Genomic DNA, 17,789 nt, shown 5'->3' on the forward strand with positions numbered 1-17,789 from the left:
TTTCATTTTGATTTCAAAAAATTTACGTTTTTGTTGACATTTTCCTATGATATGTCGTATAATTTCAACTAACAAAATTTAATGATTGGGGGATATAATGAAATCTTCAAATAACTTTTCTCAAGAAAAAGGTCACGGCTATTTCCGTAAGCGGAATAAAGTACTTGTATCTATGATTACGGTCTTTGGTTCTTTAATGTTAAGTTCTGTTGCTATGGCAGATGAAGTTGCTTCAACTACAACTTTATCTACAAACGTAACTACATCAAGTCAACCAGCCACTAGTACTGAGACCACTAGTGAGCAACCTACTACAACAACTAGTGAGGAGACCACTAGTGAGCAACCTACTACAACAACTAGTGAGGAAACCCCAAAGACTTCTTCAAGTGAAGAGACATCATCTTTGCCTCAAACTGCAAGTGCAACTGAACCAACAACTCGTAGTACTTCAGTGGCAACAAGCACTTATAACACACCAAAAATCCAAAACGATGTAACATTTAATAAGGCCACATATAAAAGTGGGGAGGATGTTAGCATCTCAATCAATAATCCTGACGTAACTTCGTCTGATTTGACAGTGTCTCATTTAGACAAAGTTATTTATGAGTTGAAAAATGCTCCAGGAAATTCACTTGTCATTCCAAACTCTGTTTTCTCTCCAAATTCTGGTTATCTCATTGATATTATTGGAAAGAATGCTGATGGAAAACAAGAATTTCACAAAGTAGCTGGTCTATCAGTCGAAGATGATTGGACAGTATATCCACGTTATGGTGTTGTAGCAGGTTCAAAAGACAATCACAATTCTATCACTAAAGAGCAAGTGGAAGGATATAAAAATAGTATTGACCAATTGGCCAATATGCACATCAATAACTACTTCTTCTATGACGTTTATAATACACCTGCCAACCCATTCCCAGCTAATGTTGAACGATTCACACAAGATTGGGCTACTTTCTTGATTCCGAAAGGTGAAACAGATCCCGAAAAACGTAAAACATACTTACCGGTTATTGACACAGAAGCTGTAAAAGAGTTGGTTTCTCATGTCCATTCGACTGGTGCTAAAGCTATGCTTTATAATATGATTTACGCTGTGTCTCTTGATGAAAAAATCCCAGACCAAGTAAAAAGTGCTATCGTACGCAACTTGCAAGATCACTTCAACTTTGGAAAGACTGGTGATATTACAGCAACAGACATCCAACAATTTCTTGATCCAGGAGATCCGAACTGGCAAAACTTTATCATCAATGTGATGTTAAAAGCCATGAAAGAAGGCGGATTCGATGGTTGGCAAGGGGACACTATGGGGACTAACTTGGTTGAAAAAGTTAACGAACCTGGAAAAGCTTTCTCTTTAAGTGAAAACTATCCAAAACTAGCCGCAGCTGCAACAGAGGCCCTCAAAAAAGAAGGCTATGACTTTATGATCAACGATATCTCTACTGGAGATGCTGATCGATTAGGAAAAACAAATGTTTCTGCACCATACGCGGAAGTTTGGGGAGATAGCATCGCCCATGATTCTACCTACCAAGCCTTAACACGCTTGACTGAGCGTATGCGAGATTTATACAACGGAAAATCTCCAATTATTGCTGCTTATACACATCGTGAAAAACATGCAGCAAAACTCAGTAAAGATAATGAATTGCTAACAGATGCAATTATTGCAGCAAGTGGTGGTTATCATATGACAACTGCTGCTCTCAATACCTCTCAAGACGAAAAAGGTTTTGGTGTTATTCAGGCGGAATGGTACCTCAATCAAAACTTACCAGTCAATGCTGATTTTGCGAATGCAGAATTCAACTACCAAGAATTCATCGTTGCTTATCAGGAACTCCTTCGTGGGCGCGAAACCTTAGCACATGATACTCGTCGCATCGGTGACAATACAAATGTTCTTGTAGATGGAAACTTTATCGGTTCTAATCTTGATAATTCAGACAGTGTTCAACCAGGTACCGTTTATACCATCACAAAAGAAACGAAGACCGGCGATCGAATTGCTCATTTAATTAATTTAGTTGGAATTACTGAAAACAAATGGAATAGTGCTGTTAATTCCACTACCAAACTGACTAACATCCAAGCCTTTGTTCCACTCGGTAGAATTTCAAAAGATCAGGCTGAACACGCTAGCATTTACTGGGCTACCCCAGATGCTGTAGAAGGAAAGTATAATATTAAACTTCGTGAAACTACTGCCAACGTATATTACGATAGCGGTGCGGGACAATGGATGGCTGCAATTGATGTTCCTAGCCTTGATGTGTGGGATATGCTCTATGTCAAACTCAATGAGGTTGCCCGTTTAATTTATCAAGATGAAACTGGTAAAGAACTGGAACGTTCAAAAGACTTTGTTGGTCATACTGGTGAAAAAATTGACTACTCAACAAAAGATACGATTGCTAAATATTTGAAGCAAGGTTATAAACTAGTTGAGAACGAATTTGATAAAAATGGACAAGCAAAATTTGACCGAGATGCTTCAAACATTAATGATGATGGCGTACAAGAATTCATTGTTCGCTTTGCTCCAAAAATCGTAGATTTTTCTGAGACACAGCCAATTCAAGTTGGTCAAGTTGTTCCAGGAGATACTGATGGCAGCCTCTATCCAACTCCTAAAGCTCCAAATGGAAAATCTATTAGTGATCTCAATCATTTATCTGAAACAGTGACTCGTACCATCACATATGTGATTGAAGATAAGAATGGACACAATCGTCAAGAAGCTGGCATCACTTCAAAAACAGATAGTTTAAGCTTTAGCCGCAAAGGGACTATCAATTTGGTAAGTGGAGAAACTACACTTGAAGATTGGGAACCTAAAGACGGCACTACTTTCGCAGATTATGAAAATCCAGTCAAAAACGGATATGTTATCGTATCTGAAGAATCAAATGCAACAATCACTCCTGATCTTAAGAGATCTGGAACTCATACTGGGATCCTAGCTGAATCAGATGACATTTCTGATATTGTTGTCTACCGACCAGTCGGTGTTTATGCAATTAGTTATGCATCAGGAAAAGAACCATCAAATGCTATTAAGGAGATTCCTTATCTCAATGATCCTTCCAATCCAACTGCTATTTCAGCGCCAACTGCAACTCTGCCATATATTGAAGGATTAGAACCTAAAGATGCAACTGGAAAAGTCTTAACCTTCGTAGACCCACTTGATGAAACTAAGGGTTACCTTCTTCCGACTGCAACTTCTGCCACTATTGATACACCAATTACTTATACCATTTCTCAAGGAACAGTGACTGTACTCTTCCTCATTGCAGGTAGCAATACAGAACTACAAGACTCTCAAACAGTTTTTGAAAATGCAGACTTTGGTACGAACTATACTACAGATGCACCAAAAGTCATTACCAAAGACGGTCTAGTCTATAATTTAGTTGGTCATCGTGAGGGTTCTGCTGATGTTTCAGGAACAGTATCTAAGGGAAGTAAAACAGTAATTTATGACTACAAACTTGCTACAGGAAATGTAATAGCACGATTTGTCCTTCAAAACACCACAACTGAATTGCAACCAGCTGTCGTTATTGCTTCAAATGCAGATAACGGTTCTGCCTACATTGCTCTTGCACCGGACGAAATTTCTTATAATGGTCAAACATACGAACGTATTAGCAGTGCACAACAATCAGGCAAAGTCGGAGTAGGAACTACAGATTTGATTTTTGAATATAGAGTCAAAGAATTACAAACTCCTAAACCTCAACCTAAACCTAAACCCCAACCTCAACCTAAACCTCAACCTAAACCTCAACCTAAACCTCAACCTAAACCTCAACCTAAACCTCAACCTAAACCTCAACCTAAACCTCAACCTAAACCTCAACCTAAACCTCAACCTAAACCTCAACCTAAACCCCAACCTCAACCTCAAACTCAAGTTCAAGGTTCTGAACGCCAAAAAGAGTCAATACAATCAGAAAAAACTTTGATTAAACCTGGTAGTCAGCTACCTGCAACGGGAGAGCAAAATTCCCAATTAGCATTTCTTGGTTTTGCTTTTCTCACTGGATTTGCAGGTCTTGTCGGTTATAAAAAGAAACAAGATTAAACTACTATAATTTTAAAAACCCAAGGAATAAGTCCTCGGGTTTTTTTAGAAAATAACAAAGAGGCTTTGCTCGTAAGAGCAAGGCCTCTTCATTTTAGAGCTAAAATTGCTATTTCAATACCAAAATATTGATGTTATCTCAATCTTAGTCTTCACGTCTTTTTGGTTTTGCAATTAAACCAAGACCTACTAGACCAAGGGCCACACCTAGAGCAACTAATCCAACTTTAGATTGCTCACCAGTATTTGGCAACTCACGACCTTTAGGTTTTTCAGGAGTTGGTGGCGTTATTGGTGGTGTTGGCGGTGTCGGTGGTGTCGGTGGTGTCGGTGGTGTTGGTGGTGTTGGTGGTGTCGGTGGTGTTGGTGGTGTTGGTGGTGTTGGTGGTGTTGGTGGTGTTGGTGGTGTTGGTGGTGTTGGTGGTGTTGGTGGTGTTGGCGGTGTTGGCGGTGTTGGCGGTGTTGACGGTGTTACCTTGTTGTTAAACTCAGTATCTTCAGGCATTTGTGAAGTAAGAGTCAACACTTTACCATCCTTAGTTACAGTAACTCCAACAGTCGCTACCATCTTATCGTACTCAACTCCAGCCTCTGTACCTTTCACTTCTTCTACATGATAGATATAAGTGCCTTCTTGACCACGTTTGAATTCAAGAGCTGAGAACTTGATTTTACCTTCAGCATCATTGCTTACGGTTTCAATCACGTTACCATCTTTGTCTTTCAATACGAAGCTGAATTCACCAGCTTTCAACGCACGACCTTCCAATTTCTTAGTGAAGTTGAATTCAACTTTAACTGGAATATTTACAACACGTTTTTCAGTTGGTTTTTCTGGTTTTTCAACTGATTTCTTAGTTGGATCGTATTGGTGAACGATTTGAGAAGCTGTATTTTCAATATCTACACCTTCCTTAGCAGTATCCTTGATTCGTGCAAGAATATCAAACTTGTAGTAACGTCCAAATGCTAATTTAGCAGTGTCGATTACTTGAGTATTTTCTGCATCTCCAAGTGACTTAGTCAAATCAGCCTTAGATGTAGCAGTAATGACACCATCCACAATTGAGATATCAAACTTAGCTGTAACATCTTCACCAGTTACTGAATCATAAGCTTTAATATCGGCTACATTAACATCCAAGTTTTCGATGTCATATTTATCTGTAATACCAACAGATTGGATATTGTGAGCTTCTGTGAATTTAGTTGTATCCAACCATACTTGGTAAACAACCTTATCACCTTTGTGGAGTGTTTGAGTATTGATATTTTGTGCTTCATTATTATCAACTTTGTCCACATATGGGTCTTTGTTGGTATCAGCTACTTTATCAGTCAACTCTTTATCATCATCCAGAAGCTTGTTATCCGTAATTGAGAATTTAGCTGTATCCAATACATATTTCTCTGGTTGGAACTTAGGTTCTTCTGGTGGAGTTACAGTGTTATTGAACTCTTTATCTGGAGCGTCTGTTACTGTCTTCACAAGTGCTTTAGCTGTACCTTTGTGTTCAACTACTACTGTTACTTCAGCCTTCATAGAGTCGTATGTGACTGTCGCGTCAGATCCTTTAACTTCTTCAATTGTGTACTTGTAAGTGCCTTCTTCGCCTTTCTTGTATTCAATGGCTTTGAACTTAACGTTTCCGTCTTTGTCGTTCTGAACTGTTTCGATTTCAGTACCTTTAGAGTCTTTCAATACGAAGCTAAACTCGCCAGCTTTCAACTCACGGCCCTCGAGTTTCTTAGTGAAGTTGAATTCGACTTCAATTGGAACTGAGTTGACACGTTTTTCAGTTGGTTTTTCTGGTTTTTCAACTTTCTTCGTAGATGGGTTGTAGTAGTTTACAATTTGCGCTGCTGTATTTTCGATGTCTACTCCACCTTCAACGTCTGTTTTAACAGTGGCTGGGATATCGAATTTATAGTAGCGACCAAACTCGAATTTAGTTGTGTCGATGATTTGTGTATCGTCTGCGTCTCCAAGTGACTTAGTGAAGCCAGCTTTAAGAGTTGCGGTCATAACACCATTTTCAACCTTGATGTCGAACTTGTCAGTCACATCAGCGCCAGTTATTGAATCGTAAGCCTTGATAGCTGAAGCATCTACATCAACCTTAGTTTCATCGAAGTCATCAGAAATACTTACTGATTGGATGTTATCCTTGTTGTTAGCGTCGAACTTAGTAGTATCAAGCCATACTTGGTAGTAGAGCTTAGCTCCACGCTTAACAGTCTTTGTATTAATGTTTTCTGCTTCGTTGTTGTCAGTCTTATCTGTGTATGGATCTTTATTGGTATCTCCGTACTTGTCTGTCAACTCTGCATCATCATCAAGAAGTTTGTTATCAGTAATTGAGAACTTAGCTGTATCCAATACATACTTCTCTGGTTGGAACTTAGGTTCAGTTGGTGGTGTTACCACGTTGTTAAACTCTTTATCAGCGATATCGCCAAGTTTAGCTACCAAAGCTTTAGCTGTTCCGTCGTGTTTAACTGTGATGGTTACAGTTGCTTTCATTGTGTCGTATGTCACAGTAGCATCTGTACCTGCAACCTCTTCAACAGTGTAGTTGTGTACGCCTTCTTGACCCTTCTTGAATGTAAGAGCTGAGAATTTCACATTACCATCTTTGTCGTTGGTTACAGTTTCAACTTCTTTACCATTTGAATCTTTCAATACAAAGCTGAATTCGTTTTCTTTCAATTCACGTCCTTCTAGACGTTTAGTGAAGTTGAATTCAATAGAGATTGGTACTGAGTTTACACGTTTTTCAGTTGGTTTGCTTGGTTTTTCAACTTTCTTCGTAGATGGGTTGTAGTAGTTCACTACTTGAGCCGCAGTATTTTCGATGTCTACTCCACCTGCAACGTCTGCTTTAACAGTTGCTGGGATATCAAATTTGTAGTAACGTTCAAATGCAAATTTTGTTGTGTCAATGATTTGAGTATTGTCTGCGTCTCCAAGTGACTTGGTGAAGCCAGCTTTAAGAGTTGCAGTCATCACACCATTTTCAACCTTGATGTCGAACTTGTCAGTCACATCAGCGCCAGTTACTGAATCGTAAGCTTTAATTTCAGAAGCAACGACATCAACCTTCGTTTCATCGAAGTCATCAGTGATTCCTACTGATTGAACGTTTTCTTTGTTAGTTGCTGAGAATTTAGTTGTATCCAACCATACTTGATAGTAGATCTTATCTCTGCGGTTAACAGTCTTGGTATTGATGTTTGCTGCTTCGTTGTTTGAAGTTCCATCAACATATGGATCAGTATTTGTTTCACCATATTTATCAGTCAACTCAGAATCATCATCAAGAAGTTTGTTATCAGTGATTGAGTATTTTGCTTCATTCAATACATACTTCTCTGGTTGGAACTTAGGTTCTGTTGGAGGAGTTACTGTATTGTTGAACTCTTTGTCAGTTGGTTCAGTTACGTTAGCAATCAATGCTTTTGCTGTTCCGTCGTGTGATACTGTTACAGTTACTTCTGCCTTCATAGTATCGTAAGTGACAGTTGCGTCTGTACCTTTCACCTCTGTTACAGAGTAAGTGTAAGTACCTTCTTGACCCTTCTTGTATTTAAGGGCAGTGACTTTTTTACCAGCTTTATTTGTGTACTCTACTGGAGAGAATTTAATCTTACCATCTGCATCGTTGGTTGCAGTCGCAATCACAACATTGTCGCTGTCTTTCAACTCAAATGTAAATTCGCCAGCTTTAAGCTCACGACCTTCCAAACGTTTTGTGAAGTTGAATTCTGCAGTGATTGGTACACTGTTCACACGTTTCTGAGTTGGTTTTTCAGGTGTTTCTACTGATTTGCTTACTGGGTTGTAGACATGAACGATTTGGTTGGCCTTATTCTCAATATCAGCTCCTGCCTTAACATCTGCTTTGACAGTGGCTGGGATATCAAATTTATAGTAGCGACCAAAGGCGAATTTAGTTGTGTCGATAACTTGAGTATTATCAGCATCACCTAAAGACTTGTTCATAGAAGCTTTAGAAGTTGCTGTGATGACACCATTTTCAACCTTAATGTCAAACTTAGCAGTTACATCTTGGCCAGTTACACTATCATATGCCTTAATATCAGCAGCATTAACTGTTACTTTTTCAGCGTCATAAGTATCAGAGATACCAACAGATTGGATGTTATTCTTATCTGAGAAGTTTCTAGTATCTAACCATACTTGGTAAACTAATTTCTCACCACGTTCAACGGTCTTAGTATTGATATTTTCTGCTTCGTTGTTCGTAGTTTTATCAGCATACGGATCTGCATTGGTTTCTGTATACTCATTAGTCAACTCGTTGTCATCATCAACTAATTTAGTACCAGTGATGTCATACTTTTCTTTGTTGAGTACAAATTTTTCTGGTTGGAAAACAGGTGTTTCAGGAGGAGTGATTTTGTTGTTGAATACTTTATCTTCCTTACCATCAGTTGATGCACCGTTATCATCTACACCACCAGTTGATGATACGCTTGTTACTGTAGTAAGTGTATGACCGTTCTTAGCAACCTTAACTGTAATAGTTGCCTTCATCGTATCGTAAGTCATACCAACTTCTTTCGTTGCTGGAATAACTTCTTCTACAGTATAGGTATGTGTACCAATCTTCGTATTGTCAAATGACAATTCAGTAAATGTTACAGTTCCATCTTTTTTGTTAGCTACAGTTTCAACTTCTTGACCGTTTGTATCTTTAAGGATGAACTTGAATTCGCCATCTTTAAGTTCACGACCAGCCAATTTCTTAGTGAAGTCAAATTTCACTTTAACAGGAGCTACAACATAGTTGTTGAAGATTTTATCATCATCACTTGATTTGAATCCACCTTCAGCACTGTATTTAACTGAAGCTTGTAAATCACCTTGAGCGTTCTCAGTTACAGTAACTGTCATGGTAACAGTCATTGCATCGTAGTCAACGTTAGTATCAGAACCTTTTTGTTCAGTGATCTTGTATTTATAAGTACCAACTTTGTTAAAGGTAAGTTTGCTGAATGTAGCTTTGCCACCTTTATTAGTAACTGTTTCTTCGTGCTTGTCAGGAGTACTTTTCTCTTCTGTTAATTTGAACGTAAACTCACCATCTGTCAAAACGCGTCCATCCAATTGTTTTGCAACTTCTGGAGTCACTTCAACTGGTTCTTGTTTGACATAGTAGTAAACAGGTTGTTTGTACGGTGTCAAAGAGTTAAGCAAGTCAACGTTGGTACCGATTTGTACATATGCACCATTTACTAATTGGCTATTTGGTGAAAGGTGACCAATATTGTCCCCTAAAAATGGTACGAATACAGTTTTCTTAGGCGTGTATCCAGCAGCATTTTGAAAATCAAATGAAACTTCTACACCATTTGGATGATTCACACCTTTTGAATCAGTGAAAGGAATAGTATAAAGTGGAGACTTCTTAACTACCAAGTCTTCTGTATTTGCTTTTCCTGGTTTAATCGGCTTGGTTTCTGCTAGCAACATGTAGCCATCAGTGCTCAATGTACCATCAGAACGTTTACTTTGTTGTTTTGGATCTAGAAGATAAACACGAACAACAACAGTTCCATCTTCACCAACGATTTCTTTAATCCGTTTGATTCCTGCACGTTCTGCGTCCATGAATTTAGTTCCAACTTTGTAAGGACGGCTTACATAACCAGATGTTGAATCTGGATCTGCTGTTTGATACAATTTGTAGCCATCAAATTGACGCTCGCCAGACGCTGTGAAATTTTGTCCTTCCATGGCTTTAGTTGTGTATTTGGCTAAGTCAACTTCATTACCATTTGGCTCATAATCTTGAACTGTTGGATTAGTTTTACCAGCGTTAAATGTAGTGTTGTTTTTATCAACTACTCTGTAGTAAGTTGTTTTTTCTACAACTAATGGAATTTTAGCATTTGTATCAGTAATCGTACGCCCGTTATAAGCCGGCTCTACAACATTAATAACATCTGTAGATGTACGTGCATTATATACATCTTGATATAATTTTTGTTCAGCTTCATTCTTAGGGTTTACTAAAGCTTGGATACTTGCTCCAACTTCATAACCTAATTGGATAAATGGTTGGTCTATTTTACCAGGACCTGTTCCTGTACCTGGGTTGTAATCAACTTGCCAAGTCAATTCTCCCTTAGAAGCAGTTTTAGTAGTATTGAATTTTTGAATACCACTTGTTGCTGTAATTGTTTTTGTTTCTACTACATTCCCATTCGTTTTATCAATCAATTCAACAATTGTATCTGTTGAAGTATCAAATTTCTTATAAGCACGTGTATAGTAATTTGTATTATAACGTTCGTTAAATTTGGTCAAATCTACAATACTGTATGTATACCAATCTCCTTCTTTTCTAGCGTAAGCAGCTGGTATGTCTTGAGACTTAACAGTTGCCCCGTTAGGATTAGTAATAGATGGATCAACAGTTTCCCCATCTTTTAAATAAGTGCTAACACTTACTGGTTTAGTGTTGTGATCTCCAGTAACAGCTTCGTCAGTAGTGGCACGACGACTACGTACTCTTGGTTTGTTTGATTCATCTATTGCTGGTTTTGCTTCAGTTGCAGCTGCTTTCTCTGCTGCTGCTTTTTCTTCTTTTTTAGTTTCTCCTTCAGCAACTTCTGGTTTTGCTTCTTCTGCTTTTTCTGCTGGTTTAGCAGTTTCTTCTGCAGTAACTCCGCCTTCAGTTGTTGCTGGTTTTGCCTCTTCTGCTTTTTCTGAAGACACTGGTTCAGATTTAGGATCTTCTGTTTTAACCTCAGATGCTGGTTTTGCTTCTTCAACCTTTTTTGTTTCAGCAAGCTCAGTTGTTGCAACATTTTCGACAACATTCACTTCCTTCTTAGAGGAATCCTCGCTACCACTATCCTTTTTCACCAACTCTGTCTTCTCTTCAGAACTTGGTTGCGTAGGAAGTTCAGAAGCTTTTACCGCACCACCATTTGCCAGCATAAAGCTAAGGGTTGTTCCTAAAAATACGGATGCAACACCTACTTTATATTTCCGCAAAGAAAAACGTTGTTGTTCCTTTCTTATCATTTGGATATATTCTCCTTTTATATTTTTTTACTATCAGCAGAAGAAATTATACCATATCTGAACATAGGATACAATATTTTTCTCACGCTTTAGCAATTCTATCATACCATAAGTCTTACCTAACTTCAAATAATTATGCGCTCTTGAAATCGTTTACTTCGTTATATTTTAGACCTTTTAAACCTACTCTAATTTATTATATATACTTATATGTAAATGTACATTATCCTATATTATGTCTATTTTTTTAAATAAATAAATCTAAAATTATACTATTTTTATATATTTACTCATGCGTTGGTTTTACATATAATTTTTTGTGAAAAATGATAGCAACGCTTTCAACAAAAAAAGATTCTCTTACGAGAATCTTTTTAATCCTAGATAGCCTCTGTAACAAAACTTCTGCTTTCTAAAACTTTTAACATCGCATCTGCTGTGTCTAGAGCTGTAAATAGTGGAACTCCATGTTCAATTGCTGAACGTCTGATTTGCTCACCATCTTCATCAGCTGTCCGTTTGGTACCAACTGTATTGATGATTGCTTGAATTTTTCCTTTGCGGACGTAGCTTGGAATATCGTGTTCATCATGACCAATCTTTCCAACGAGTTGTGCCTGCAATCCATGACTTGCAAAGAACTCTGCAGTTCCTTCAGTAGCAAGGATTCCGTAGCCAATATTTTGGAAACGACGAGCCAAATCTAGTGCTTCTTCTTTTGCATCATCTGCGATAGTGAAGACAACATTCCCAAAGGTTGGCAAGTGAAGATAAGAAGCTTCAAAGGCCTTGTAGAGAGCTTTTTCAAGGGTAGTATCTGATCCCATAACTTCCCCTGTTGACTTCATTTCAGGGCCAAGAAGGCTGTCTACCTTAGCTAGCTTGGTAAAGGAGAAGACTGGCGCCTTGATATGAACGCGAGTACTTTCAGGGTAAAGTCCATCTTGGTAACCAAGTTCTTCGAGACTTTGACCGAGAATCAACTTAGTTGCTACCTGAGCCATTGGGATATTGGTTACTTTTGAAAGGAATGGAACAGTACGGCTGGCACGAGGGTTTACTTCGATAACGTAGACTTTCTCATCCTTGATAACAAACTGAATGTTCATCATACCAAGACAGTTGAGGCCAATTGCCAGACGCTTAGTGTAATCTGCAATCGTGTCTTGTACCTTTTGAGACAAGGTTTGTGGAGGGTAAACAGCCATTGAGTCACCTGAGTGGACACCGGCACGTTCGATATGTTCCATGATACCTGGAATGAGAACATTTTGTCCGTCTGAGATGGCATCAACTTCACATTCTTGTCCAACGATATAAGAGTCGACAAGAACTGGATGGTCTGGACTTGCCTTAACCGCAGTACGCATGTAAGAACGAAGATCATCTTCATTCTCTACAATTTCCATGGCACGTCCACCCAAGACATAAGAAGGACGAACGAGAACTGGGAAACCAATCTTACGAGCTGCAAGCACCGCTTCTTCTTCATTGGTTGCGGTCTGGCCAGGTGGCTGTGGAATATCCAAGTCTTTGAGAGCTTGCTCAAAGAGGTCACGGTCTTCGGCACGGTCTAGGTCAGCAACTTGAGTACCAAGGATAGTTACACCAGCTTTTGCCAATGGCTCAGCAAGGTTGATAGCTGTTTGACCACCAAACTGAACGATAACACCTTTTGGTTGCTCTAAATCGATAACATTCATAACATCTTCGAATGTCAATGGTTCAAAGTAGAGTTTATCAGATACAGAGAAGTCTGTTGAAACTGTCTCTGGGTTTGAGTTCATGATGATAGCTTCATAGCCAGCAGCTTGGATTGCCTTAACAGAGTGAACAGTTGCGTAGTCAAACTCCACACCTTGACCGATACGGATTGGACCAGAACCCAAGACTAGAACAGATTCCTTATCAGACTTGATCGATTCATTTTCCCAACCATAAGTAGAATAGAAGTATGGAGTTTCTGATTCAAACTCTGCTGCACAAGTATCAACCATCTTGTAAACTGGGACAATCTTGTTTTCCAAACGTAATTGGCGAACTTGGTCAGCTGTAGTATTCCAGAGTTCAGCAATCTTACGATCTGAGAAACCATTGAGTTTTGCTGTTTTCAGGACATCGACATCCTGAGGATGTGCGCCCAATTTTTGCTCAATCTCAAAGATATGCAAGAGTTTATCTAGATAGAAGATATCAATCTTAGTCAAATCTGCAATCTCTTCAGGTGTATAACCGCGACGAATGGCTTCTGATACGTAGAAGAGACGGTCATCTTGTGCTTTGACAACTTTTTCAATCAAGGCATCATCTGAAACATCTGCAAGCTCAGGCATTTCATTGTGGTGAACTCCAATTTCAAGCGAGCGACAAGCTTTAAGGAGAGATTCCTCAATGTTACGACCGATGGCCATGACTTCTCCAGTTGCCTTCATCTGGGTACCGAGACGACGTTCACCCTTTTCAAATTTATCAAATGGGAAACGTGGAATCTTGGCAACAACGTAGTCAAGGGCTGGCTCAAACATGGCATAAGTTGAACCTGTAACAGGATTAATAACTTCATCCAAGGTCAACCCTACTGCAATCTTAGCAGCCAATTTAGCAATTGGATAACCTGTTGCCTTAGAGGCAAGAGCTGAAGAACGAGATACACGAGGATTTACTTCGATGACATAGTACTTAAAGCTATGCGGATCAAGTGCCAACTGAACGTTACATCCACCTTCAATCTTAAGAGCGCGGATAATGCTCAAGCTGGCGTCACGAAGCATTTGGTTTTCATAGTCTGACATGGTTTGCGCTGGGGCAAATACGATGGAGTCCCCTGTGTGAATCCCAACTGGGTCAAAGTTTTCCATGTTACATACAACAAGGGCATTGTCAGCTGAGTCACGCATGACCTCATACTCGATTTCCTTGAAACCTGCAATAGAACGCTCAATCAAACACTGGGTAACAGGTGACAATTTCAAACCATTTTCAGCAATTTCACGTAACTCTTCCTCGTTGGCACACATACCACCACCGGTACCACCAAGAGTGAAGGCAGGACGGACGATAACGGGGTATCCAATCGTCGCAGCAAAGGCAACTGCTTCTTCAACTGTATTTACAATTTCAGATTCTGGAATCGGCTGTTTCAGCTCTTCCATCAATTGTTTAAAGAGATCACGGTCCTCAGCTTGGTCAATGGCAGACAATTTAGTACCGAGAAGTTCTACTCCAAGCTCATCTAAGATTCCGTTTTTAGACAATTCCATGGCCATATTAAGCCCTGTTTGCCCCCCAAGAGTTGGAAGCAAAGCATCTGGACGTTCCTTACGGAGAATACGAGTCACAAACTCAAGTGTGATTGGCTCGATGTAGACCTTGTCTGCAATTTCCTTATCAGTCATGATGGTTGCAGGGTTTGAGTTTACCAAGACAACCTCATACCCCTCTTCTTTCAAAGACAAGCAGGCCTGGGTTCCAGCATAGTCAAACTCAGCAGCCTGACCAATAATAATTGGACCAGAACCAATCACCATAATTTTTTGAATATCAGTACGTTTAGGCATAGTTTATGATACAAAGCCCGTCAAGAACACAGTGAAAATAGGAAACTTGGTGCAGACGCCTTCAGCGTCAAATCAATGTTTATCTTTTTCACACAGTTCTTAGGGCGTGTTCACTTCCGCGAACAATGTATCTTCTCCTTTCTATTCGTCGCCTCACAGAGCGACATTAAATAAGATACAAAGGACGATAAGAAAGCGACTGAATTTTAGGAAACCATAGAAGGATTTCTATCCTTGTTGGTTTATCTAAATTCCGAGCTTTCCGTCCGTGTTCAATTCCATAAATTCTCCGACGATTTCTCACTCGTCTTTAGTTTGCTTGTTTGAAAACTTCCATCATCTCGATGAATTCATCAAATAGATAACTTGCATCATGTGGTCCAGGAGCTGCGTCTGGGTGGAATTGCACAGAGAAACCTGGTTGGTATCTGTGGCGTACACCTTCGACTGACTTGTCATTGATTTCTTCATGGGTGATGATTAAGTGCTCTGGTAAATTCTCACGGCTAACTGCATAACCATGATTTTGACTAGTGAAGTCCACGCGCCCAGTTGCAATTTCACGTACAGCGTGGTTAAAGCCACGGTGACCAAACTTCATTTTATAGGTCTTCGCACCATTTGCCATGGCAAAGAGTTGGTGCCCCATACAGATTCCAAAGATTGGAATTTTCCCGAGAATCCCACGAATCATATCAAGAGCTTCTGGTACATCTTCTGGATTCCCAGGCCCATTTGACAACATAACTCCATCAGGATTTAAATGCAAGATTTCCTCAGCTGTAGTTGTATATGGAACTACAGTTACGTTACAATCACGTTTAGATAGTTCTCGTAAAATAGAATGTTTTAGTCCAAAATCAACAAGAACAACACTTAATCCAACTCCTGGAGCAGGATAAGAAGTCTTGGTAGAAACTTGTCTGATATTGTCAGTTGGTAAGACAGTCGCTTGAAGTTGGTCCGTAATGTGGTCAATACTATCGCCAGCGTGTGTTAGAGTTGCTCGCATGGTTCCATGTTTACGGATAATCTTTGTGAGTGCACGAGTATCAATTCCTGAAATACCAGGAATTTTCTTTGCTTTCAAGAATTCATCCAAGGTCATTTGATTACGCCAGTTGCTAGCTTTACGTGCCTCTTCGAAAACTACAACTCCCTTACAAGTAGGACTGATAGATTCGTAGTCATCACGGTTAATCCCATAATTCCCAACTAGTGGATAAGTGAAGGTCAAGATTTGCCCATTATAAGACTGGTCAGTAATGGATTCTTGATAGCCTGTCATACCTGTGTTAAAGACAATTTCCCCTGTCACATCAATATCTGCACCAAAGGCCTTACCTTCAAAAATTGTGCCATCTTCTAAAACTAGAAGTCTTTTTGTCATATTTTCACCTCTCGTGGACGCTCACTGGCGTCTTTTAACGTTTTGTGTCTTATTTGGCTTTTCTACTTGCCAATACGGATTCTAAAATTGCCATTCGAACAAAGACCCCATTGGTCATTTGTTGGACAATGCGTGATTTTGGTGCCTCAACCAAGTGGTCAGCAATTTCTACATCTCGATTCACTGGAGCCGGATGCATAATGATTGCTTTTTCTTTTAAGCGATTGTAGCGCTCTTGGTTCAAGCCATGTTGAGCATGATAGCCTTCCTTTGAGAAGATCGCTCCACTTTCGTGACGTTCATGTTGAACTCGAAGCAACATCAGAACATCCACCTGATCAACAATCTCATCAATGGTTACAAACTGTCCGTAGTCTGCAAACTCTTGACTTCTCCATTCCTCAGGTCCTGCAAAGTAAAGTTCCGCTCCCAAGCGCTTCAGAATTTGCATATTGGACTTAGCCACACGTGAATGGTCCAAATCACCAGCAATCGCAACCTTGAGCCCTTCAAAACGACCAAATTCTTGGTAAATTGTCATCAAATCAAGCAAGCTCTGGCTAGGATGTTGCCCTGATCCATCACCACCATTGATAATCGATGTCGTAATGGTTGGACTCGCAATCAATTCTCTGTAGTAATCAACCTCTGGATGACGAATAACGCAGACATCTACACCAAGAGCAGACAAGGTAAGGATTGTATCATAGAGTGTCTCCCCCTTGTTGACTGAGCTTGTATTCACATCAAAGTCCAGTCGCTCCAATCCCAATTTAATCTCAGCAACTTCGAAAGACTTATGCGTTCTTGTCGAATTTTCAAAGAAAAGATTGGAAACAATAGGATGGTCTTCGTAGGGTAACTGAGCACCGTTTTTAAACTCGATCCCTCGTTTAATCAATTTCATAACCTGATCCACAGTGAGATCTTCCATGGACACCACATGTTTGAGTGCTTGTTGATTTTCTGACATGGCTACTCCTTTAGCTATTAAGCTTCTTCAGTAATCAAAACTCTATCTTGGCCATCAAGTTCTGTCATCTCAACGATGATTTCTTCAGAACGACTGGTTGGAATATTTTTCCCTACGTAATCTGGACGAATTGGCAATTCTCTGTGTCCACGGTCAACTAGTACCGCAAGACTCACGCGCGCTGGGCGACCATGTCCGACAATGTTATCAATAGCAGCACGGATTGTACGACCTGTGTAAAGAACATCATCCACTAAGATAACTTCGCGGTCTGTCACATCGACAGAAACTAATGAAGTATCCTCCCCACTTTTGACATCGTCACGGAAAGGTTTTGTATCTAGTTCAACAACAGGAACTGAGATATTTTCCAATTGTTCCAAACGTTCTTGGATACGGTGAGCAATAAAGACACCACGTGTTTTAATTCCCGCTAAAATGATTTTATTCAAATCTTTGTTGCGTTCGATAATTTCATAAGTGATACGCGTAATTGCTCGCTTGACGGTTAATTCGTCTACAACTTCTTTTGTCTTCATGACAAACCTCCAAAAAGAAAAGTCTCCTTACACAAGGAGACTTGAGAATGTATAACTAAGCGAGCCATACTGCAAACAGTATAGACTTACCCTTCTACTTTACCGAGCTCCTTGCCTGCCTCACGGGACAGGTTTAAAGGAATATTTTATTGTCCTTACTATATCACA

6 protein-coding genes are annotated in these 17,789 nt (G+C 39.6%); 1 reads left to right on the forward strand and 5 read right to left on the reverse strand.

Annotated elements, in window-relative coordinates; translation table 11 throughout:
• Window positions 1–97 precede the first annotated feature (97 nt).
• Window positions 98–4,105, forward strand: a complete 4,008-nt coding sequence (locus tag KJR31_RS03590) for a glycoside hydrolase family 66 protein (protein ID WP_214262105.1) — start codon at window positions 98–100, stop codon at window positions 4,103–4,105.
• 145 nt (window positions 4,106–4,250) lie between these two features.
• On the opposite strand, the gene KJR31_RS03595 is transcribed toward KJR31_RS03590, so the two are convergent.
• The 5 genes from KJR31_RS03595 to pyrR form a co-directional block, all read right to left on the reverse strand.
• On the reverse strand, window positions 4,251–11,162 hold the full coding sequence (locus tag KJR31_RS03595) for an SspB-related isopeptide-forming adhesin (protein ID WP_214262106.1): 6,912 nt from the start codon (window positions 11,160–11,162) through the stop codon (window positions 4,251–4,253).
• A gap of 380 nt (window positions 11,163–11,542) precedes the next feature.
• Complete coding sequence (carB, locus tag KJR31_RS03600; RefSeq protein WP_214262107.1) at window positions 11,543–14,719, reverse strand: carbamoyl-phosphate synthase large subunit; 3,177 nt, start codon at window positions 14,717–14,719, stop codon at window positions 11,543–11,545.
• A 310-nt stretch (window positions 14,720–15,029) separates the two neighbouring features.
• On the reverse strand, window positions 15,030–16,109 hold the full coding sequence (locus KJR31_RS03605; protein ID WP_214262108.1) for a carbamoyl phosphate synthase small subunit: 1,080 nt from the start codon (window positions 16,107–16,109) through the stop codon (window positions 15,030–15,032).
• A 49-nt stretch (window positions 16,110–16,158) separates the two neighbouring features.
• On the reverse strand, window positions 16,159–17,082 hold the full coding sequence (locus tag KJR31_RS03610; RefSeq protein ID WP_214262109.1) for an aspartate carbamoyltransferase catalytic subunit: 924 nt from the start codon (window positions 17,080–17,082) through the stop codon (window positions 16,159–16,161).
• A 17-nt stretch (window positions 17,083–17,099) separates the two neighbouring features.
• Window positions 17,100–17,621 carry a bifunctional pyr operon transcriptional regulator/uracil phosphoribosyltransferase PyrR gene (gene pyrR, locus KJR31_RS03615; protein WP_214262110.1) on the reverse strand — a complete coding sequence of 174 codons (522 nt, stop codon included), beginning with the start codon at window positions 17,619–17,621 and terminating at the stop codon, window positions 17,100–17,102.
• Window positions 17,622–17,789: the final 168 nt, after the last annotated feature.

Source organism: Streptococcus infantis (assembly GCF_018499575.1).
GTDB lineage: Bacteria > Bacillota > Bacilli > Lactobacillales > Streptococcaceae > Streptococcus > Streptococcus infantis_K.